The organism is Chryseobacterium urinae, assembly GCF_030518295.1.
GTDB classification, from domain to species: domain Bacteria; phylum Bacteroidota; class Bacteroidia; order Flavobacteriales; family Weeksellaceae; genus Chryseobacterium; species Chryseobacterium mucoviscidosis.
On the sequence record NZ_JAULSJ010000016.1, the window covers coordinates 71,729 to 94,298 of the forward strand.

A 22,570-nucleotide genomic window follows, 5' to 3' on the forward strand; every position below is an offset into this window, starting at 1 on the left:
TGCTTTTGTGAAAAGTTTTTTAAACAGATTCACTATTTTCTTACTCTACTTTCCAGCTCAGTTTTTCTTCTTCGGAATTCCAGTTGACATGAATGGTCTGTCCGGCTTTTACTTCTTCTCTTACGATCATTTTCGAGATCGGTCTTGACAATTGAGAACGTATCACTCCTGAGATTTGTCTTGCTCCGTATTTGCTGCTGAATCCGCCCAATGCAAGATTTTTCACGGCTTCATCGGAGATTTCCAGACTCATTCCCAGTCGCGCTAAAGAGTTGTGCAGTGATTTTAACTGAATATTAAAAATTCTCTCGGCGATGGATTCTGTAATTGGCGCAAAAGGAATAATTTCTGTAATTCTTGCTAAAAATTCGGGTCTGAAACGTCCGGAATTCGACATAATCTGCATTAGTGATTTTGATTCCGGGATTTTTCCTTCTTCAAACTGTTTTACGATTTCTTCGCTTCCGATATTTGAAGTAAATAAAATCAGCGCATTGCTGAAATCGCCTTCTTTTCCAAGTTTATCATGAACTTTTCCTTCGTCCATGATCTGTAAAAAGACATCAAAAACCGAATGATGGGCTTTTTCAATTTCATCAAATAACACCACAGTGTAAGGTTGCTGTCTTATTTTGTTTACGAGCATTCCTCCCTCTTCGTAACCGACGTATCCGGGAGGCGCGCCATACAAGAGAGCGGCTGAATGTTCTTCTTTAAATTCAGACATATCAAAACGAACCATTGCCTTTTCGTCGTTGAAAAGGAGTTCTGCCATCGATTTTGCCAATTCGGTCTTTCCTGTTCCGGTGGGTCCCAAAAGGAAGAATGATCCAATGGGCTGTCCCGGTTTATTGAGTCCGCTTCGGTTTTCAACAATTGCATCGGAAAGGATTTTTAAAGCATGATCCTGCCCTACAACGCGGTTCATTAAAAGCGATTCCATATTCAGAAGCTTTTCTTTTTCCTGCGCCTGAATTTTCCCGATCGGGATGTTTGTTTTTGCCGCCATTACTGCCGCCAGTTCCAGACGGTCTACTTTTTCTCTTTTCTTTGAGGCGTGCTGCAAAAGTTCGGTGTAGCTGTCTTCAATAATTTTCTGAATCTGTTCCACCGGCATGGAATTATCGATTTGCGGCTGCTCACTTAAAGATCCCCACAAAATCGGACTTATTTTGTCTCTCAGCAGATTGTAATTCCAGATCAGTTCATCTGCTTTGTCTTTTTCATCGAAATAATCTTCGTTCTGAAGCTTTTCGTAGGTTAATTTCCAGCTTTCCAGTTCTTTCTCTGAAAGTTCGTCGAGCATTTTAATCGCCGCCATGGTTCTGTCTAAGAGATCGATGGCTGCATCGGGAAGTTTTTTCCCTTTAGCATATCTTTTTGCCAGACGGACACATTCGGGAAGAGCGGTTTTCTCTACTTCAATTCCGTGGTGTTTTTTGTAACCTTCGAGTAAAACGTCGATCATTTTAACACAGGTTTTTTCGTCCGGCTCATTTACCGTTAACACTTCGAATCGTCGGTTGAAAGCCTGTTCCGGCTCGATAATTTTTCTGTATTCTTCCTGAGTGGTGGCTCCGATGACGGTAATTTCACCTCTTGCCAATTCAGGTTTAAGCAGGTTTGCAACGTTTCCAATGCTTCCTTTGGGATCTAAAAGGGTATGAATTTCATCAATAAAAAGAATGGCTTTTTCAATCTTTTTACATTCGTTGATGACTTTTTTCAGACGGTCTTCAATTTCCCCTTTGTAAGAGGTTCCTGCCAGTAATGCTCCGGTGTCTAATTCCAGCAAAGTTCCGTTTTTAAGCATCTCAGGAACGTTTCCTTTGGTGATTTCAATGGCAAAACCTTCTACCAAAGCGGTTTTCCCAACTCCGGGTTCTCCGATAATAATGACGTTGGGTTTGCTTCTCCGGCAGAGAATTTCGACCAGCATTCTGAGTTCTTTGTCTCTTCCGATGATGTTTTCAAGCTCTCCTTTTCTCGCCTGAGCTGTTCTGTCTGTGCAATAGCTTTTTATGGAAGGAAAAGACGGGTCTGAATAGTCTGAACCGTTTGAAAATATGGAAGAAAATTCTCCGTTTTCCGAACTTTCGTAAGGTGTATCTTTTCTGTACAGATTGAAAATTTCATGTTCTCTGAGAGGAAGAGATTTGAGCTGCTGCAAGGTAAAAGCGACCTGAGGTTTTACAATTGCCGTTAGAATGCAGATCGGGGTAATTTCATCCAGACCTAATTTCAGACGGATATCATCTGCTTCTTCCACAATACGATCTACGGTTTCATCTTCTCCGGCTTCGTTGGGAAGATGGGTGGTTTTAGGATAATCTTCAATGCGCACATCTGCCCATTCGTAAAAATATCCGGGATCTTTGTCGATGCTTTTAAGGAATTCGTTCAGTCCGATGTCTTTGTGCATGAGTGCCTGCAAAATGTGCGGCGCTCCATAGGTTGCATTGTAATTTTCCTTCGCGATGGATTGTGCTATATGAAATAGCTGCTTTACAGTCTCATTGGTAACTAATACTCCCATTGTACTATTCAGATTAATATTTGGTGTGTGGTGATTGGTGTTCTTCGGGTTTGGATTTTCCTTATTTTTAACTGGAGTGAATCTATAACCGTCTGAATTTTTATTGTTTACTAAGTTAACTGTTTTTTCTTAAAAACGGAAAATTATGTCTTAATAATGTGATTTAGAATGATTATTTTAACAAAATTTAATTAAAAATGGTAAAAAAAGACCGCCTTGCACGACAGTCTTTTGTATGAATACGATGAAATGAATATTTTAGCTTGATGGCCAAAGACCTTCGTATTTGGAGTTTCCGTAGTCGATGGTTTCTGCACTTACCACGAAACTGATGAGCATACTGTTTTCGTCTACCGCATCGAACTCAACTTCGTGCTGAATAACGTATCCGTTGTTCCATGAAAGTGTGATTAATGTGCCTTCTTCATGAGATTTATTGAAGGTGATTTCTCCTGTTGTCGGTTTATATTTTCCGTTCAGTAAACTTTCCAGAATGTCTGATTTTTCAGTTGCTTCTACGGTTACTTTGATGAGCGCATTGGAAGGATCTGAAGCTACTCTACCGGAAACATCCGTAGATCTTGAAACGCTGTAGTTCAGTTTCAGTAATTTTTGCCCTTCTCCGCCATTGAATTTTAAGATTCCTCTTGAATTTGCTGCCATGATAGGTAAATTTTAATCGTTAATAATATTTTGTGATTTGGTGATTGTGTAACAAAGGTAGCACGGCAATTTTTTTTCTGAAAGTTTTTAAACAGCAATTTTAAAATTTGTCGTAATTCTACGATTTGATGTCGTAATTCTACGATTGTAGATTTAATAAAATCTTAACAATTCTTTACTGTAAAATGTTTACGAAAATTCTTTTAACACAAAAAGACTCGTATTTTTTACACCAAACTGAGAAATAGTATATTTGATTTCGATCTCTTTCACTAATCCCGATTCAGTAAACAGCACATATTTTCCTTTGAAATCTTTATCATTTTCCAATGGATTTATTCTTTGCTGAAGAATAATTTCCCGGTCATAATCCGCATTTTCCACCTGTTGCAAAAGCTGAACTTCTGTATGCTCTTCTCCAATTGACTGAGCCAAGTAAGATTTTCCGTTTCTAAAGCTGTTTCTTAGGTCGGCAAAATAATTTTTGATGAAAATATCGTCCTTCATTCTGCTGTGGAAAAGTGAAGGATTGAGAACAATCCGTTCAAATTCATCAAGATATATTTTGGCGTATTTATCGGGGAAAAGATCTTCTAAACGTTCTTTTATTTTAGTGAAATTATCCAATGTTTCTTTTGGTAAAGCTATCAGTACAATTCTGCCTTTATCATCGGTTTTTACCTCAACAGGATTCAGCGAACGGATGGATTCTGAAGCGAGATCTGCCATCATACTTCCCGATTTTTCCGAAAAATTATTTTTGAAGAGGTGAAAAATATGAACACTGTCTTCTTTCCGAATCCATTTTACTGAAACGGTGTAAGAGAGTGCGTTCTTTTTTTCTTCAAGCACATTTTCTTCGGTTTCCCGGCTTTCGACAGTATAAATTTTAGCCAAATTTTCAGGATGGAAAGGGATTTCGGGATTTAATTTAGGATCTTTAAAATCGGCATCGTTACGGCTGTTGTATTCCTTTATTTTATGAATATCAGGAATAAGAAGTTTTTTCCGCGGAACAAGGTCATCATCTATAAAATCTTCTCTTGCACAATGGGTATTGTGAAATTCTTTAAGGTATTTTGGATTTTCGAGATTAATTTCTTCAGCTATACTTTCCAGCGTTTCACCGGAAAGGATAAAATGAACGGTCATATATTTTGTTTTTTGGCTAAAACTAAGTTAGAGGAAAAATTTTAGTCAGCAAAATAGTTTTGCCGTTTTGATTATCCTGTTAATTTAACGTAAAGTTCACAAGTTTTTTTAATGCGAATCACTTTTTTAAGTTTGCAAAGGCGTTCTACTCAGCCAAAAATGCAACCTTTTTTAAAACCATTTTAAATTTAACTAACAAAAAAACAGCGCCCGAAAATGGATGCTGTTTCTATTTCAATCATTAATTTTTGATTATTTCTGTCTTGTAAATTCCAGATATTTGTCGCCGCATTGCGTGAAGTGTTCGAATTCGTTCATTGCGTTTCCGTAATTCTGGATCACAATTTTGTCACCTTCATAGACACCGCCAATTTCTCCCATCATAATGTTGGTGATTGCTCCTGTTTTTTCGTCGGTTTCTGCAGAGACATTTCCGGCAGCAATCACTTTTGTTTTATCTAAAATTTTAAATGTTGGATTGCCGTCGGTATTTTTAAATTCTATTGAAAATCTTGCACCTTCACAGGTTGTTGCGATAAATTTCCCTTCAACAGAAGTTTTGGAGACGGTCTTTTTTGTATCTTTTTCTTCCTGACTTTCTGTTTGTTCATCAGATTGTGCAGCATCTTTTTTCTCAACAGGAACTGCCGTTTTTTCAACAGGCTGAGAAACGGACATTGAGTCTGCTGTTGCCGTTTTGTTCTTTGTTTCATTTTTGGAGCAGGAAATGGTAAAAAGTCCTATCAGTAAACAAATTCCAATGATTTTTTTTGTAATCATAAGGTATACTTTTGACGTATTTATTAGATCAAAAATACCATAAATTTTAATCCGAAAATATTTTTATTTTAATTTAATTCAAAAATCCGATCTTTTAAAACAAAAAGGAAGTCATGGGTACATAACTTCCTTTATTTTTATTAATTTTATTATTAATGAGCAGATGTTATCCTGCTTTTATGCACATATCCTTTAGTGCCCTGTCTGGTTTTTACAAGATACCAGTCTCCGGAATTATCCAGAACCTCAACATTTTCACCTGAATTTATTTTTTGTAAAACCTGTGAAGATGTATTTTTTTCTTTCCGTAGATTCGTATAACCATCCGGATCCTGAATAAGGTACTGCTTCCCATTTTCCGAAACTTTTTCTACCCTGCATTTTTTGCTTCTTTCATTTTCTTCCGGAATAGAATTTAATCTGTCTGACCAGCCGGATTTTGTAATATCAATATTCTGAGAAACATCACAAATGTACTTTACAGCATTTTCTGAAACATCAGACATGGTTTTATAAATCGTATTTCTCAAAATCCATGTATTATTTTCGGGAATAATATTAAATTCCTTTTCATAAAAGCCACGATCGGGAAAGTAAGTTTTCACTGTAAAACCTTTACTGTTGGCGATCGGTGTAATATCTCTGATGATATTTCCTCCGTCTTCAGAAAAATTCGTTGTCTCCAAATTCAGATCATAGCTTCCTGCCTTATTTCCTAAAAAAACAAATAAATCTTCGCCCTGATAAGCTGTACTGCTTACTAATTTATCCGGAATTCCATCTTTGTTTACGTCGAAAGTTTTTATGAAATAATTTTTGTTATTTTCATAGGTTTCAAACGATCCCCGCTTTTTTTCAGAAGAGATATTGGCAGATAAAAAACTATTGGCAAGCTGCTGTTTTTCTTTATTTAAATTTGAAATAAAATCCGAATCTTTTTTAAATCCTGATCCGCTATCAAATAAAAACGACAAAACAGACTTTGCATCATTATCTGAAAGAGAATTGATAAGATTATATCTTTTATTTTCTTTAATATACTTTACGGCACTATTCTGAAAATATGCAACTGCATCAGCCTGCCAAATACCTCCTTTTGATATATCAATGATCTGGCTTTCGTATTTATTGTATTTTGGCTGTTTAATAAGCGAGAACAAATAGTCAATATATTTATTGGCATTATTATAAAGTGGTTCTGCAGTATCTTTTTCATCATCCCATCCAAAAGTATTTTTAAAACTTGTAAAATCTTTAGGAAAACTGTTCAGAAAAGCTGATTCTTCTTTATTTTCGAGTGACGTTGTAAGGGTGGTAACTTTTTCACTAATATCTTTATTAGCATTTTCCTGAGACGGACTTTTGCACGAAAATAATACGGCAAATGACATCAATAAATAAAATCTATTCATACGCTTGTGAAATAATAATTTTAGCATCTTTTATGCCAATTTCTTCTACATAGTCAAATATTTCCTTTAATTTTACTTTACTACCTCCCACAAAGTCTTTGGATTTGGTAGAACCCGGCAATAAGCACCCTTCGGTGTCATCCGCTGTATTTCCGGAATGTATTAAAATTGCTCTTGATTTTGATACTACATCGTTATATAATTTTAACCCTTTTTTTATTTTCGTTCCGGCATGCCACTCCAAATTGTATGTACCGACGGGAACTCTTTGTTCGATTCCCGAAACGGTAGTATCGGGACCTTTTTCTTCAAGAATATAACCTTTAATTTCCGAATTATCAATTGTAAATTCTCCGATTGTAGATTTGTCCGTCTGCCATTTTCTGGTTAATCTAATCGTTACAGAAGTACTTCCTGAAGATGCAGCCGTTTTTTTCTGGTCTTTATTTACACAATCCTGAGGATACTTAAAAATATTCTTTAAAGTTAATACATAATTTCTTCTTTCATGCAGTCCGTTAGAACCTCCATTTACTAAATAACTTATTAAATCTACTTTATCGTCATCTGCAATTAATCCTAAATTTACGGTACCATATTTTCCGCTTGTTTTTCCGTCTGTGTAAGTAATTGTTTCTTTAGGATAATCCGGATTCTGAATCTTTACGTATGCAGGAGGATCGGCAGGTCCTTTCCATCTTTTTCCTACTCCTAAAACTTTTCCCTGCTTCCAGTACCAACCGGCAGAATCACAGGCATTGGAAAGATTGTTTGCAATCTTCTCATAGTCCTTTACACAATCAATTCCGCTGTATGCTTTGTAGATTTTATAATTACTCTCCCAGGTTAATTGCATTAAGCCTCTTCCAAAATAAGGTTTATAATCTTTTTTAGTAGCATACTCTAAAGTTGTTCTTAACCGGTCTGTCTCATGATAAACCTGCGCCAGAAAATGAAGCTTTCTTAAACATGTATTAATCTGATATTTTGTAAAAAGGCTATTCAACTGAGTTCTTAATTTTTCAATCGTCTTATCTTCTTCAGGCAATTCACAATTACTGGCACCGAAAAGTGCATACCCGCTGTCTTTTTTAACTCTTGGCTCACTATCTCTAAGTCCTTTAATAATTTTTTCAAATTCTTCAGCGGTAAAATCCCTGTTGCAAAAACACTTTCCTTTTTTATCTGAAGCCTGTTTTTCCGTATGATCTACCACACTCGTTGTTTTACCTTCCGGTTTGGGAGCCGTGGGTTTTTTATCAGGTTTTACCGTTCCTCTGGATTCTGCCCAGTCCCAAAGTTCATTCCACGCACTTCTTACGGTTTCTGTGAAGGAATCAAATACTCCGCTGGTTTCTTTTTTAGAATCTGGTTTTGAAGCGGCGGGTGAACCGGTGGCTTTTGGCGTGGATTTCGGAGCCTGAGACGGCTGAACAGGCGGTTTGTATTCAGGATTTTTCATCACTCTATTTTCACTTGCGTGTTTTCTGTCTCTGTAATATTCTACTGTTACATAGAATTCCAGTTCTTTGGGATCTCTTTCCCCTTGTGAAGCTTTCTGCATCAAAGCTTTAGTAAGTATGAATTCTGCGGTTGCCGTTCCGGTTCTGGTTACAACCGCTTCTTTGCTGTCTACAAATTTATTCTTAGAATTATGTCCTTCTCCGGCTGCATCATCTTCCCAAAGCGTGAAGAGCAGTTTTTTACCTGCAAGATTTACGCACTGCGCGCTGGCTATAAGCTTTTCCTGATAACTGAAAACGGTTCCCGTAGAATCGTCTGCATAGCGCAGTTCCACTTTATTGATCTTTGGAATTTCTCCTGGTTGCGGAGTAATATCAATGGTGGTACTCCCTTTTCCTTCAGGACTATGAAGATAAGCTTCCAGACGATAGGTATTTTTGGCTGCAACTTCTCCAAAGGTAAAACTTCCGTCCCCCACTTTTTTGATGTTTGTTGTGGTAAAACTTCCGTCGGGACGTTTTTTAAAAAGCTCCCAGGTAACCACAGCAGGATTTCTTTCTCCTGAAGGTGTAGCAGGATACCAGTCCGTAACCATATAAGTTGTTTTTTCGCCAACTACAGGATTTGGATTTCCTGAGATCTTTGAAACTCCTTGTTTAGACATAGAATGTTTTTTGGAATTAATTAATAGGCATCAATTTCATTTTCAAGAACGGTTTCTTTAAAATCCTGCATTTTCACTAAAGGATTGATGTGCTGAACGGTTTTGTTATCCGCATTTTTCACATTCTGCTTGCTCATTTCTCCCCGCTGTCCGTGATCTTTGATGGTAATTTTACCTCCGATTACACATTGCAGTTCAGAAAATTCGGTGACGATCTTTTTACCCATGATGGTTACTTTGTCGTATGTTTTCTGCCATTTTCCGGCAGGTGCATAAGAACATGGCAGATAACCTCCTGAAGTAGGTTTCAGTTTACATTTTCCGAAACTGGGACCGGATGGATTAAACTGAAGATCGTCTTCGGTAACGCCAAGAAAATCTGCATTACCATCGGAATCGTTCCAAAAATGTTTCTGATGGGAGGTAACTTTGTACTGCGGGAACTGATCACCCTGATTACACTGGGCTTTGCCTTTGCGGACAACAAAATATTTGCCGTCATGAGGTGATGATTGCTGTGACATATTTACGTGATTTGGGTAATCCAAAGATAAAAAATTTACATTAAAAAATAAAAAAAGCAGAAAAATATTTTCCGCTTTTCTGTTTATAAAGAATTAATGTTGAGTATATTCCGGTTCTTCAACGGGCATCATGGTCGGCATGAAATATTCATTCAGCCAGTAGAAAGTCTGTCCGTTCTGCTCGATTTTCACCGCAGGATCATTTCTGTGAGACAACATTCTGTCGGCTAAATCTTTGTAATGTTTAAAATAGTTTTTTACCGTTTCATTGGTCACAATTTTAGATTTTTTCCAGCCTTTCAGCATGTATTTCGACATCAGTTCTTCATCAGAATTATCAAAACCTGTGCTGATTCCCACGGAGTAAGACATCGGCTGTTTGTAAAGATCACTTTTGTCTAAAAATTTCAGAGTAGGGTTGTATTTTTTAAGCAGTTTCACATACTCGTTAATCGCTCTAGACTGGCTAAAATCTGATCGTTCCGCTCCTGTATTCTGATAAACTTCGGTGTAGAAAAGTTTTAAATTGTCAAATTCTTTCTCGGAAATTAAAATTCCTTTCTCTAATCCCGGTTTGTAATCTTTCAGTTCTTTCGGAATGTAGCCTTTCACCAGAAACGGATTTCCGTAATTGATAAGCTGTGCAGCAATTCCTGCCGGAACGGGATTGGTAAGTCCCGGATAAAGATATTTGTATTTTACATCTACATCCGTTCTTCCTGCTCCTACTGATGAATGGAAATAATCGTTTAAAGATTTATCCAAAGTCGTATTATCGAGAGTAACCTGTGCAATCAGGCTGTCGACAGATTTTTTAAGATAACCCGGCTTCGCGATATCTCCTTTTTTAGGAAAAATCACAAATCCCTGTGCCATACTTTGCTTCGGATAATCGAGTGAGAAAAAGCCTTCATCTCCTTCAATAAGACTGAAATTATTTTTCGTTAAAACATCATTCTGATTAATAATTTTCTGTTTCTTCAGTTCAGCAATATTTTTTGCGGTATTGGTTACCACATTTTCTGCCATCAAAACAAAATCATTGTAGGTATCGGATGATCTCGCGCTGGTCTGGAACATGATCAGTCTCGCCTGAGCCTGCGTTAGAGAATTGATGACTCCGTACATATTTCCGCCCTGACTGGACGATGTTCCCACCGTTATGACAATATTGGTTTCATCCGGAACGTTAGACAAAAGGTTTCCGGCTGCCATCAAACCTTCATTTACCGGTTGATAACCACTGTTGCTTACACAATTCATCTCATTGCTTTTCTGATCGATGAAGGTGGTGATTTTGCTGTAATCTGTGCTTAAATTTGAAACCGCAACATTGTCTCCACAGGAATTATTTTTGTACAAAACAACTCCGTATTTTACCTGATTAAAGTAAGATGGTTTCTCGAATCTCAACTGTAAATCCTGTAATAAAGATTTCACAATCGGAGCATAAGGTGCATTCGGAGCACTGATATCTAAAGCAAATACGATATTTATTTTTTTATTTTTTTCTGTAATTTCCCGATAACGGTCGAAATAAATCGGCTCTCCCAATACATTGAAAACGTAATTTTTACTGTAATCTAAAATATTGGTAAAATACTTTGTTTTAGAATCCGGAGTGAGCGGTTCATTTAAGGGTAATGTTACAGGAAAAATATTTTCAAGCGGCGTTCTTTTGTTTACGTCTGTCAACAAAACAGCAGTCCTGTTTTCGGTATCGTTTCCTCCCGGAGAACCTTCATGAATTCCCAGCGTTGTTTCTGTAATTCCTGTGGTATTTTTCATTTTTACGGCAGAACGTTCTCCCCATGTAGAAACCACATTGGAACTTACCCATCCGTACAGACTTGTACCGATGCTGTCGATATCAATGTTTGGTTTTTTACCCACCAGAAATCTTTTGTTGTTTTCTGCCTGTTTGTAGACGTATACGATCTGTCCGTTCGGAATTTTCACATCTGCCTGTTCAATAAGACTTGGCGAATTAAAAACCATAATAGAATCGTTCTTGTAATATCTTTCTGAGTTTTTGATGACCTCACTGTTGCTCGGAACAATGGCCACTCTTACCGGAAAGCCTGTCTTTTCGCTTTTTAAGGAATTGCTCCATAAAAGAAGATCAGATTCAGGAATCCAGCCATAGGTTTTAATCTGTTTGGAAGATACTTTTTTCATGAGCGCATCCGGAATGTATTCTGCTACTTTTACCATTCCGTCGCGATTTTTTAACACCATTAAAGGCTCTAAAAATTTAACTTCCTTATAGGATTTTTCATCGCTTTTATCAAGATATGCGGTATTTCTGGATCTGTCGGATATGGCAATCCACGGAACTGATTTTTTAGGAAAACCGTTGACGACCGGTGAATTATCAACCTGTCCGTAATGGGTGGGTTCGGGAGTTCTTTTCGACGGCAGTTTTACCTGACAGCTTATTAGTACTACTGAAACTCCGATATAATATGCTGCTAGAGGAAGTTTATTTTTCATCCTGATTTATTTAATGATTGGTGTGTTGGTTCAAGAAAATTTCTGAACGGAAAATTATTTACTTTGGTTAATATCAACTTTGGTTACACAGTTCTGCGCATCATCGAAGTTTACCTTTACGGTCTGAATGACCATATTTTTATCAAACTGAAGACCTGCACAGTACATATAAAAGTTATTGACTTTGCTGTCACTTACCTTTACCACGGTATTTTCATTGTTGCACAGATAGGTTCTCAGTAAATAATTGTAATGCATATTAAAGCTGTTTCCGTTGGCGATCTGCTGAAGATGATATTTAAAATCGTTATCAATTTTAGCATAGGCGTCTTCTACACTTACCTCTTCTTCAAGCGCATCATAAGCGGGAAGAATTTTAATCTGATGAAGAATCGGCTCTGCACTTTCGTCGGTGTAAAGTGTTACGACATAATCTCCCGGTTTTTTGTAGGAATAGATTGCCATTTTATCTTTAGAATCGATATTTCCGGTTTCCCCGAACTTCCAGGTAAACTGTTTGGCATCGGAAATCGCGCGGAACTGTACGTTTTCAAACTGCATTGCCTGAGTCTGCGCGTCGATTAAAGTTCTTGTTTTTGCAGAATCTACAGGCTTCGGAATTGATCTCGCGGAAACCATTACAGGAAAAGATTTGGAATATTTGTTATCAATAATCAACGTTACCTGATAATATCCCGGTCTGTTGTAAAAGTGGAAGCCGCTGTTTTTATCGCTTGAAGTTCCGTCTCCGAAGATCCATTTTTTGGTTTTCGCAAACTGGGTTTTGTCTTCAAACAAAAGGGTGTCTCCTACTTTCAGGGAAGAGGGATAAACAACTCCTACAATATCATCTGCGGAGTGTATTACCTTTTTCTGCAGCCACAATGCAACCAGTGCTGCAATGAGCAGCGTCGCAATAACACCGATGATAATGTTTTTTTTGTTTTTTTGAAAATAATTCATAGTTAATGATTGTGTGATGGATGTGTTTTATTTGGTGTGTTGTTATGAAAAGATAAAATTTATTGAGTTCTTGCTTTTAAAGCGGTTTCCCTCTGAAAAAGCTGACTTTTCTTTTCTTTAAAGCCAATGGAGCATTCTTCAAATTGTTTTTCGAAGCTTTTAATGTTTTCTGTTTTGCTGGAAATTAATTTTTTATCGTTGAAATACATTTTGTAGAATTTCGCAATCTGCGGATATGCATCTTTTCTGATGTCTGAAATATTATCTCCGTTCTGGAAGTAATTGGCAACGTCGTTAATTCCGTACATGATATTGCTTTCCACGAAAGGCTGCGGCGATTCGTCTGTCAGCTTATTAATCATAGAAAAGGTACTGTCTAAAGTTTTGTAAGAAAATTTCTGCTTCTGATCAAATTTTGCCTTTTCTTCAAGATTCTGTACCGAGATCATGTCTTCGTCTGAAAACGGAGATTCAAAACCTTTTAAAAAGATAATTCCCAGAAAAATAAGTGCTGCAAAAAGCATTACAATTAAATATAAAAACTGGTAATGCCTTTCTTTTTTAGATAGTGTGATTTGTCCCTGCATAATTTTAGTTTTTATCTTCTTCGTCGGCTTCCCGAAAATTTTCTTGTAGGATCTACCCTGAGTTCGTGGTTTACAATGCCTACTTTACCGCGGCATTCGCTGAGATCCCGTAAAGCATTCTGCTCTTTATAGGAAACGTTCACGATCTGATTTTTCAGGGCAAGCATTGGCTCAATCTGCTTCATGAGAATGGAATAATGCTTAAAATTATTGGCACTGTCTTTTCCCATGATGTTTTTGGCATCTCTTACGTTATCCATGATGTAGTTGCGGAGGAAAATATCGTTATCCACTTTATTGATGTCGAGCTGATCCATACGATAGAGGATGCTGTCTACATGAATTCTGAGAAGGTCGCTTCTGGTGAGCAGTTCGCGGTAGTCATCCGCCTGTTTTTTGATTCCTTCCCGCTGGATATCATAGCTTTTAAAAAAGAAAAAGACACAGATGAAGGATACACCTGATAAGACAATGAATGATAGAACAAATTTCCAAATGCCTACCCTAACGTCTGCTTTGTTTAGTTTTTTCTCCCTGATCGAAGACATATTTTGTGATTTGGTTTGGTTCTGTGAAATTATAAAAAAATAATTTATGCACAAAATTTAAGTTTTTACATTAAATAATTCTATTTTTCGAATTAAATTAAGATTAATTTTCACTTTCAGCATATTTTCCTAATTTAGTGATCTGAATTTTAATTATCATCCACCAAATCGATATTAAAAGTGAGCAAAATATTAACCAATACTGTGCGATTTTCTATTGCCGACAGTGATTTTTATTTTAAAAAAATAATGATCAAGACGCTGACGGAAAATCCGTTCTACATGCTGCTGAACGACTGCAACAACGGGCATGAACTGATCAGCAGGAATTACAGAAGGCAGGAAGATGTATTTATTGTAGAGCTTTTTATGCCTGTTCTCAGCGGGCTGGAAGCCATTAAATACATCCGGAAAAGCGATTCTGAAACCCCGATTATTACGTATTCCGGAACTTATCAGGAAGATATGGCGGAAATTCTTTCTAAAATTCCCAATACTTTTTACTGCCAGAAAAAAAGTACGATTATTAAAGAAATTATCAAAGGAAAAATAACCTCAGACAGCTTCGATTATGAAGCGTACACAAAACAGTGGGAACAACAGCCTTTGGCGGTAATGGATTATATGAACCGCCAGAAAAAAAGCCAGGAAGAGCTTTCTCCTACCGAAATTCAACTGATGAAATTCTGCTATGAAGGCTTCAGTAACAAGGAGATAGGAGAAAAACTGAATCTCAGCACAAGAACAATTGATACGTACATCAACCGTCTTACAGAAAAGCTCGGATTAAAGACAAAACTTCACCTCATCCGCTTCTGTGTGGAGAATGGTTACTACAATTCCAGTATGTAATGGTGACTTAATATAATATGCTTACAGAATAAATACTAAGTTCTCAACCTCTTATCAAAAAATATTTTACCACTAATTTGCTAATATTCAATTTTTTTAACTAAATTTGCACACCTAAAATTTAAAATTAAAATAAGGAAATGACAAAGGCAGAATTGGTAAACACCATCTCAAATAAGTTGGGAACCGAAAAGAATGAAACACAGAAAGTTGTAGAGGCATTTATGCAAGAAATCAGGACTTCTATGTATAATGGAGATAACGTTTATCTAAGAGGTTTTGGATCTTTTATCATTAAAACAAGAGCAGCAAAAACAGGAAGAAACATCTCTAAAAACACTGCCATTGAAATCCCTGCTCATAACATTCCTGCTTTCAAACCATCAAAATCTTTTGTGGAGAAAGTAAAAACGAAAGTTACAGTAAAATAAGAAATTAACTGAATATTAACTAGTTACTAAAAAATTATAATTATGCCAAGCGGAAAGAAAAGAAAAAGACACAAGGTTGCAACTCATAAGAGAAAGAAAAGAAGAAGAGCGAACAGACATAAGAAGAAATAATCTCTTTTTCTCGGGATTTACAATATAAAGATATAGTTGGTGATTTTAAATTTTAAAGCCTCACCGACTATATTTTGTTTTGCAACTATAAGATGTCTAAGGAAAAGAACGTTTTATATTTTATCAAAAAAAATATCATTCATTCAATTGTTATGCTTAACTTAAGGTTAAAATTTATTTGATGAAAAAAACACTCTTTTCCTACAATCTTAACAATTTTATCTTACAACAAAATGAAGAAAGAACTAATAGTTTCGCATGAGGATGATCTTACAAAGATTGCACTGCTGGAAGACGGAAGACTATGTGAACTTCATGAGCAAGAGGACAAAAGCGATTTTATAGTTGGAGATTTGTTTGTTGGGAAAGTAAAAAAACTGGCACCAAACCTTAATGCAGCTTTCGTAAACATAGGATACGAAAAGGATGCCTTTTTGCATTATCAGGATCTGGGACCGCAATATCTCACGTACAGAAAATTTTTACGGGATACGATTTCCAAGAAACAAAATACTTCAAGCTTAAAAAATTTCGAGATACAGCCCGAAATAGACAAAAACGGAACGGTAGACAAGGTAATCGCGAAAGACGATCTTGTGCTGCTGCAGATTACCAAAGAACCGATCTCTACCAAAGGACCGAGAATTTCCACTCAGGTTTCTTTAACAGGGAGATTTCTGGTACTCATCCCTTTCGATAACAAGGTTTCAATTTCCAAGAAAGTAAAAAGTTCCGAAGAAAAAGAGAGACTGAGAACGTTAATCGAAAGCATCAAGCCTGAAGGATTCGGGGTTATTATAAGAACCGTAGCCGAAGGTAAAAAAGTTGCAGACCTGCACAATGACATGAATCAGTTGATTCAGAAGTGGGAAACAACCTTCAAAAATATACAGAAGAATAAAGTTCCGTCCAGAGTTTTAAGCGAAGACGATAAAGCTTCAGCTATTTTAAGAGACAACTTCAACCAAGATTTCGTGAGCATTACCTGCGACGACGAACAGATGGTGGAAGAGATGAAAAACTATCTGGAAGTTATCGCTCCGGAAAGGAAAAACATTGTCCATTTTTACGATTCCCATATTCCTCTTCTGGAATATTACAATGTTGAAAAACAGCTCAAACAAAGCTTTGGAAAACACGTCAATATCCCAAGCTCAAAAGGCGCTTATCTGGTGATAGAGCACACAGAAGCACTTCACGTAGTCGACGTAAACTCCGGAAACAACATCACAACCGGAACTGCCGTAAATAAAGAACACGCCTTAAAGGTGAATAAAATGGCAGCAACCGAGATCGCAAGACAACTGCGTCTCCGTGATATGGGTGGAATTATTGTGATCGATTTTATCGACATGCCAAACCCCGAACACAGAAGAGATCTGTACGAACATCTGAAGGAAGAGATGAAGCGTGATAAAGCCCGCCATAAAATTCTTCCGCCTAGTAAATTCGGGCTCATTCAGATTACCAGACAAAGAAACCGTCCGGAAAAACAGATCGACACCAAAGAAGAAAACCCGAATAAAGACGGAGAAATCGTAGCTCCGATCGTTATTGTGGAAAGAATGGGAGAAACCCTGAGAACCATTATGCAGAAGGAAAAAGGAAAACTTTACCTGCATGTACATCCGTTTGTGGAAGCTTACCTTACGAAAGGAATAAAAAGCATCCAGATGAAATGGTTTATGAAATACAAAAAGTGGGTAACCGTTATTCCAAGGGATTCTTTTAAATATTTAGAATACAGAATTTACAATTCCAACAAAGAAGAATTGATAGGATATTCTAATTGATACAAAATTTTAAACCTCTGGAGAACCAGAGGTTTTTTTATATATTTGTATCAGATTACACAAAAGAATTTTAAACACAAATGAGAAAACTATTATTTCTTGTGCTGCTTACTGTAGTACATCTTACTTTTGCACAGATTATTTCCAAAGATCTTTCTTTTGGTTCAAACGGACTATCTGATGTTGCCAATTACAGCTATTCATGGACTATGACTCAAGATTCCAATGGCAGTATTTATTCATCTTATTCTGTGCCGAATGGTAACGAAACCTTTGTATATAAGCTTACAAATAATGGAATTCTGGATTCGAATTTTGGAAACAATGGAAAAATTCAGTTACCTTATTACACTTATCAATGTCAATCCAAAATGCAACCTGATGGAAAGCTTGTAATTTTTGGTTACGGTAATGTCAGTGGGGGAATTTCCGGTTCTGCCAATGTAGAAATTGTATACAGAATACTTCCAGGCGGACAATTAGATACCACTTTCGGAACTAATGGAGTCTCTATTATATCTAATGATTTTAACAGTGATACAAATGGTCGTTCTTTAGGACTACTCTTACAAAATGGAAAAATACTCATTTATAATTCTACTGCTATCTACAGGCTTAATGCTAACGGAAGTATGGATACTTCATTCGGAGTTAATGGTTCCGTAGCAATTCAGGGAAACTTTTACTACGGCGCGTTTGTACTACTAGATAATCAATCTAATATTATTTGTCTTACTAAAATCAACTCACCCTACAGTAATGGCATCATTGAAAAATTCAATCCGAATGGACAGCCGCTAATGAACTTTGGAAATAATGGTGTTTTACAGTCTAATTTAGATTTTGCTCCTTTTAGTACAGCAATTATAGACAGCAATAATAAGATTGTTATTTCAAAATCAAATCCTGCCGGTAATGAAGTTTTTAGACTTAACCCTGATGGAGCTCTTGATACCACATTTAATTGTGCTTTATCTGCAATACATCCCACTGCTTTAGCAAAAAGCATTATTGAAAAAGATGGGCATTATTACATTGGAGGAAACCAATCTTCTCATCCATATATTCCTTACGGATCAGATGAATCTCCTGTTTTTTTCACAAAACTCACTCAAGGCGGCTCAATAGCTTCTAATTTTGGTTTTTATGAGGACAGCTCTTTTGCTAGTGTTGAAGAAATAATAGTCAACAACAATAATATTATTTCAAATGTCGGCGGAAGTATTGTAAAATATTTATTTAATATGACTACATTATCAACTCTAAATATTACAAAAGCTGAGAATGATATTTCTTTTGAGAATCCTGTAAAGCAAAATTTAGTTTATAAATCGAAAGAAAAAATAGGCAAAATAGACATTTATTCTATTGACGGAAAGCTTCTAAAGACCGTTAGAGAAAACAATTCTAATGTTTCCGAGCTTCAAAAGGGTGTTTATATTGCAAAAACCACTTTTGAAAATGGAAAAATCTTAACAAAAAAACTTATCAAAAATTAATTTTAACGCATAAAATTTAAAATCTCCGTAAAAATACGGAGATTTTTTATGGACTGATTTTCATAATTTTACACGCTTATTATAAAAACTAATACCTGAAATGAGAAACATTTTCTCTTTACTCTTACTACTGTGTTCATTTTTTGCCTTTGGGCAGAAGGAAGATTCTGTTGCGATAAGCGAAATATTTAAAATTGAAGATTCTTTACTGAATAAAATTATTTCTGAAAATGATACAATTTCTATTGATTCAAAAAGTATTTCGCATATTCAAAGCGAAATTCTTTTAAAATATGATCAGTTCATTGCAACTTATCCGAATTCTGAATATTTATTTACTGCATTTTTAGGCAAAGCATCGAATGAGCAAGGTCTAAATCAACGTGATAATGCAAAAAAATCCTATCTTTTTTGTTTAAAATTAACAGAAGATCAAAAAAACGGTAAAGAGCATGACAACCAATTTCTCTCTTCTTCTAAAAATTCATATCTAAATCAAATTTATAAAAACCTTGCAGACATTGAACTTGAAAATAATAACTTTACAGAGGCAGTAAAATTTCTGGACAAAGCGAATGAACATCCTTTTCAGTCTTTTTGTGGTAATGCTATTGCAATGAGGGAGATTTTCATGGCAGAAAAATACAGTAAATGTTATATCGGACTAAAGGAAAATGAAAAAGCACTGGATATTTTAATCCCATTATTGATAGAAAACGGTTTGGCTGATAATTCTGAAATCATTAAGCAAGCTTATGATCTTCTTTTAAAAAATAATACAAAAGAAGATTTAAAAATAAAATTTGAAAAGGCTTTTAAAAATTTGATTTCAGAAAAGAAAATGAGCGGGACAAACAAGTATACTGCATACAGCATTAAATTCTTAGACAGAAATGTAACACTGCCGTATTGGAAACTGTATGATACAACAACTAAAAAAGATCGGGCAGAAATAGTAAAAAATATTCTTAAAGATTCTAAATTCTATGCTTTTTTAAAAAACTAAAATGAAAAATCACCAATACAAAATAACCGTTCGCTGGACCGGAAATACAGGAAAAGGAACCAGTTCTTACAGAGACTACGAAAGAAGTCATGAAATTTCTGCAGAAAATAAAGTTCTAATCGAGGCTTCATCCGACCCGGCATTTCGTGGTGACAAGACAAAATATAATCCCGAAGAAATGCTTCTCTCCTCAATTTCCTCATGCCATATGCTTTGGTATCTTCACTTTTGTTCGGAAGCGGGAGTTGTAGTGACGGATTATAGCGATTTTCCTACAGGTATAATGACAGAACTGGCAAACGGAAGCGGACATTTTACGGAAGTAATTCTTCATCCAGAAGTTACGGTTTTGGAAGAGTCTATGATTGAAAAAGCAACAGAACTTCATCAAAAAGCAAATGAATTCTGTTTCATCGCCAATTCTGTAAATTTTCCGATAAAACATATCCCAAAAGTGTTAGTTAAATAATTTTTCAAATTAAAACAGACCATTGAGAAGCATGATAAATAAAGGCATTTACAATCAATAACTCTAAAAATAGCCCTTAAAAATCAAACCAAAGGGAATTATTTATCAAATAATCATAAATAACTGTATTATTTTAACAATTTAATCAATGTAATTAGATATTTTTTGATTATATTTATATAAATATTAAGTTTTTTTCTTATTTTTATATAAACTAAAACTAATCATGATGAGACCAAGATTAACCATCTTCGACGAGCCTCTGTTGTATACGGAAGGGCTCTCAAAACTTCTCGAACAAAGTGGAATTTTCACAACAATTGATATTTGCAACTGCCCGGAAGCATTAAAAATACTTTTGAAGGACGATCCGCCGGAATTTCTCATGATCAGTGCCAATATGCTGATTTTTACGGAACTGTATAAATCTGTGGAAAATATTACCACCGAAAATAAAGCGATTAAGATTATTATTATAGGAAACGATTATGACGTGATCGATATCCGAAAATTATTCAACAAAGGAATTAAAAGCTATCTGGATAAAAACAGCAGCTACGATGAATTTATAAAATCTATAGAAGCACTTCTTTCCAATGAAATCTATGTCTGCAATCATGCAAAAGACAGAATGATTAACTTCATCAGCAATGAGCAGGACACGGGCAAAAACCAAATAAAAGATCCGTTAACGAGGCGCGAAATGGAAATCCTGAAGCTTATCTGCGACGGACTCAGCAGCAAAGACATCTCTGAAAAACTTTTCATAAGTATAAACACGGTAGAAACACACAGAAAAAGAATTCTTCTTAAACTGAATGTAAAAAATTCGGTAGGAGTTGTAAAATATGCATTGGAAAATCATATTATAGATTAAACAGCAGCTCCAATTTTTCATTAAAAAAAATTCCAAACTTACGGGTTTGGAATTTCCTTTTAAGAACAATGAAAAAATCAAAAAAATGTTATCTCTTAAAAAAAGGTGAACAGCCAATTTTGCGACACAGACAAATGGTAATTAAGGACTGACAGCTAACCATTCTGTACCTGTGAATTCATTGGCTATTCACAAAAAGTAACCTCATCAATATCATTCATAATCCGGCATTTCCGCGTTACTGAAAAGAACAGCTCTAGTGAGATCCGTCATCGAGCTGTTCAGATCAATAACCATAACATTCCGTTGGGAGATGTTATCATTAGAAGTATTCATGAAAATTACCTGAGCATTGTTCGGCGAAAATCTGGGATCAAGGTCATTAGTTCCCATCATCTTATCGCTTTCTGCCGAAATATCGTGGTTTGTGTTTGTTGTGAGATTATAGACAAAAACATGGGAATCCAATTGTCTGTAATTTCCGGAAGTATCCTGATATCCTGAAATATCCCGAGAGTAAAGCAGCATTTGCCCATCTACAGAAAAATTCAGTCCGCCACTGGCTCCGGGAAGTCCTGTGAGAACAGTTTTAAGAACATTTCCCAGCATATCAATCACATAAATTTTTGAATTATAACCGCTGTAATCATTTGTTTTTAAAGCAATTTTAGATCCGTCGTAGCTCCAGTCGCATTCGGAAATCATGCTGCCATCGGGTGTGGTGTACACGAGACTGAGACCACTTCCGTCTTTATTAATTCTGTATAATTTATTAAAATTTGGAAATAAAAGCTCCTGTCCGTTTGTACTCCAGGAAAAATCCAGCTCATCATTCCTGAAGCCTGCAACCGGCACTGTGGTTACTTTAAAAAGATTGGAACCGTCGGGATTTGCAGTGTAAATATGATTGCTGCCGCCTTCTGTTCTTAAAAAAGCAACCAGCCCAGAATTATTGTTTTTTCTAGGACGCCAACTGTTGAAAGAAGAACTGGTAAACTGAAAATTCGTTCCTGAGGCATCACTGGAAACGATCACAAGATTCCCATTGAGTTTTTTAACATAATGATATCTGTTCGTCGGAACTGTACTGGTGGTAAATTTTCCGATGGCACTCATCACCGGAGGATGGATTCCGTCTGAAACAGAAACCTGCCAGAAATAGCTTACTCCGTAATTAAGATTGGAAAGGGTGTAATGTTTTACCGTTAAATCATTTACTTGAACAACATTTGTATTGATATTATTTTTAATTGTTAAACTGTATTTAAGTTCATCTTTGGTATCCGGATCGCTTGCGTTCCATGTAAGTTCTACACTTAAAGGCTGGCTTACCGCATTATCAACAGGACTGAGTAATACCGGAGCTGTGGGAGGAAAATTTAAAGATTTGTCGTCATCCATTTCAAAAACCACACTTACTGCCTGATCATTGGTCTGAATATTAACTGCCTGATAATTGGTAACGTAGCCGGTAAGTTCTGCTTTTACAGAATAATTTCCGATAGGCATTCCTGCAATTTCAAAAGATCCGTCTGCTGCGGAAAATACAGTCTGTGTGCTGGGAGAAGTGAAAATCTTCACATTGGCAATTGGGACATTGGTTCCCCTTTTTACTACTTTTCCTTTCAGCGTTCCTGTCTGTGCCTGATCTACAAGCTCTTCATTACAGGAAAAAAGAAGTAAAGAAAGAAGAAAGATGCTGAATATTTTAAATATTGTTTTCAT

General features: G+C 36.0%; 19 protein-coding genes. 7 read left to right on the forward strand and 12 right to left on the reverse strand.

Features of this window, described 5'->3' with window-relative positions; all coding sequences use genetic code 11:
• Positions 1 to 40 precede the first annotated feature (40 nt).
• The 11 genes from QWT87_RS11875 to tssO form a co-directional block, all read right to left on the reverse strand.
• Complete coding sequence (locus tag QWT87_RS11875) at positions 41 to 2,536, reverse strand: ATP-dependent Clp protease ATP-binding subunit (RefSeq protein ID WP_302716266.1); 2,496 nt, start codon at positions 2,534 to 2,536, stop codon at positions 41 to 43.
• Between the two features lie 258 nt (positions 2,537 to 2,794).
• Positions 2,795 to 3,199: a type VI secretion system tube protein TssD gene (tssD, locus tag QWT87_RS11880; protein WP_076392041.1), complete on the reverse strand. Its 405-nt coding sequence runs from the start codon at positions 3,197 to 3,199 to the stop codon at positions 2,795 to 2,797.
• 189 nt (positions 3,200 to 3,388) lie between these two features.
• Positions 3,389 to 4,351 (reverse strand): hypothetical protein, encoded by a 963-nt coding sequence (locus QWT87_RS11885; RefSeq protein WP_302716267.1) that lies wholly within the window; start codon positions 4,349 to 4,351, stop codon positions 3,389 to 3,391.
• Positions 4,352 to 4,603: 252 nt separating this feature from the next.
• Positions 4,604 to 5,131 carry a hypothetical protein gene (locus tag QWT87_RS11890; RefSeq protein ID WP_302716268.1) on the reverse strand — a complete coding sequence of 176 codons (528 nt, stop codon included), beginning with the start codon at positions 5,129 to 5,131 and terminating at the stop codon, positions 4,604 to 4,606.
• 152 nt (positions 5,132 to 5,283) lie between these two features.
• Entirely contained in the window at positions 5,284 to 6,543 is a 1,260-nt protein-coding gene (locus QWT87_RS11895) for an SH3 domain-containing protein (RefSeq protein ID WP_302716269.1), read from the reverse strand.
• Positions 6,536 to 8,671, reverse strand: a complete 2,136-nt coding sequence (locus QWT87_RS11900) for a DUF5675 family protein (RefSeq protein WP_302716270.1) — start codon at positions 8,669 to 8,671, stop codon at positions 6,536 to 6,538. The genes QWT87_RS11895 and QWT87_RS11900 overlap by 8 nt, the downstream gene beginning before the upstream one ends.
• A gap of 20 nt (positions 8,672 to 8,691) precedes the next feature.
• Complete coding sequence (locus tag QWT87_RS11905) at positions 8,692 to 9,195, reverse strand: DUF4280 domain-containing protein (RefSeq protein ID WP_302716271.1); 504 nt, start codon at positions 9,193 to 9,195, stop codon at positions 8,692 to 8,694.
• A gap of 93 nt (positions 9,196 to 9,288) precedes the next feature.
• Positions 9,289 to 11,688 carry a type VI secretion system protein TssR domain-containing protein gene (gene tssR, locus QWT87_RS11910; RefSeq protein WP_302716272.1) on the reverse strand — a complete coding sequence of 800 codons (2,400 nt, stop codon included), beginning with the start codon at positions 11,686 to 11,688 and terminating at the stop codon, positions 9,289 to 9,291.
• Between the two features lie 54 nt (positions 11,689 to 11,742).
• Positions 11,743 to 12,651, reverse strand: a complete 909-nt coding sequence (locus QWT87_RS11915; protein WP_076392027.1) for a PKD domain-containing protein — start codon at positions 12,649 to 12,651, stop codon at positions 11,743 to 11,745.
• Positions 12,652 to 12,710: 59 nt separating this feature from the next.
• Complete coding sequence (locus tag QWT87_RS11920) at positions 12,711 to 13,238, reverse strand: type VI secretion system transmembrane protein TssO (RefSeq protein ID WP_087712127.1); 528 nt, start codon at positions 13,236 to 13,238, stop codon at positions 12,711 to 12,713.
• Between the two features lie 11 nt (positions 13,239 to 13,249).
• Positions 13,250 to 13,786 (reverse strand): type VI secretion system TssO, encoded by a 537-nt coding sequence (tssO, locus tag QWT87_RS11925; RefSeq protein WP_302716273.1) that lies wholly within the window; start codon positions 13,784 to 13,786, stop codon positions 13,250 to 13,252.
• 180 nt (positions 13,787 to 13,966) lie between these two features.
• Here tssO and QWT87_RS11930 point away from each other — a divergent pair, with 180 nt between their 5' ends.
• The 7 genes from QWT87_RS11930 to QWT87_RS11960 all read left to right on the forward strand — a co-directional run bounded on the left by QWT87_RS11930 (position 13,967) and on the right by QWT87_RS11960 (position 20,845).
• Positions 13,967 to 14,638 carry a LuxR C-terminal-related transcriptional regulator gene (locus tag QWT87_RS11930; RefSeq protein WP_076392021.1) on the forward strand — a complete coding sequence of 224 codons (672 nt, stop codon included), beginning with the start codon at positions 13,967 to 13,969 and terminating at the stop codon, positions 14,636 to 14,638.
• A gap of 140 nt (positions 14,639 to 14,778) precedes the next feature.
• Positions 14,779 to 15,069, forward strand: coding sequence for an HU family DNA-binding protein (locus tag QWT87_RS11935; protein ID WP_027388329.1), 291 nt, complete (start codon positions 14,779 to 14,781; stop codon positions 15,067 to 15,069).
• Positions 15,070 to 15,434: 365 nt separating this feature from the next.
• Positions 15,435 to 16,994, forward strand: a complete 1,560-nt coding sequence (locus QWT87_RS11940) for an Rne/Rng family ribonuclease (RefSeq protein WP_116099359.1) — start codon at positions 15,435 to 15,437, stop codon at positions 16,992 to 16,994.
• An 80-nt stretch (positions 16,995 to 17,074) separates the two neighbouring features.
• Positions 17,075 to 18,493 (forward strand): T9SS type A sorting domain-containing protein, encoded by a 1,419-nt coding sequence (locus tag QWT87_RS11945; protein ID WP_302716274.1) that lies wholly within the window; start codon positions 17,075 to 17,077, stop codon positions 18,491 to 18,493.
• A 100-nt stretch (positions 18,494 to 18,593) separates the two neighbouring features.
• Positions 18,594 to 19,499: a hypothetical protein gene (locus tag QWT87_RS11950; RefSeq protein WP_302716275.1), complete on the forward strand. Its 906-nt coding sequence runs from the start codon at positions 18,594 to 18,596 to the stop codon at positions 19,497 to 19,499.
• A 1-nt stretch (position 19,500) separates the two neighbouring features.
• A complete protein-coding gene (locus QWT87_RS11955) occupies positions 19,501 to 19,968 on the forward strand; it encodes an OsmC family protein (RefSeq protein ID WP_302716276.1) in 468 nt (155 codons plus the stop codon).
• Positions 19,969 to 20,197: 229 nt separating this feature from the next.
• Positions 20,198 to 20,845, forward strand: a complete 648-nt coding sequence (locus QWT87_RS11960) for a response regulator transcription factor (protein WP_087712167.1) — start codon at positions 20,198 to 20,200, stop codon at positions 20,843 to 20,845.
• Positions 20,846 to 21,058: 213 nt separating this feature from the next.
• Here the strand turns inward: QWT87_RS11960 and QWT87_RS11965 are convergent, their stop codons facing one another.
• The gene (locus QWT87_RS11965; protein WP_302716277.1) at positions 21,059 to 22,570 is read right to left on the reverse strand and encodes a carboxypeptidase-like regulatory domain-containing protein; all 1,512 of its coding nucleotides are present in this window, start codon (positions 22,568 to 22,570) and stop codon (positions 21,059 to 21,061) included.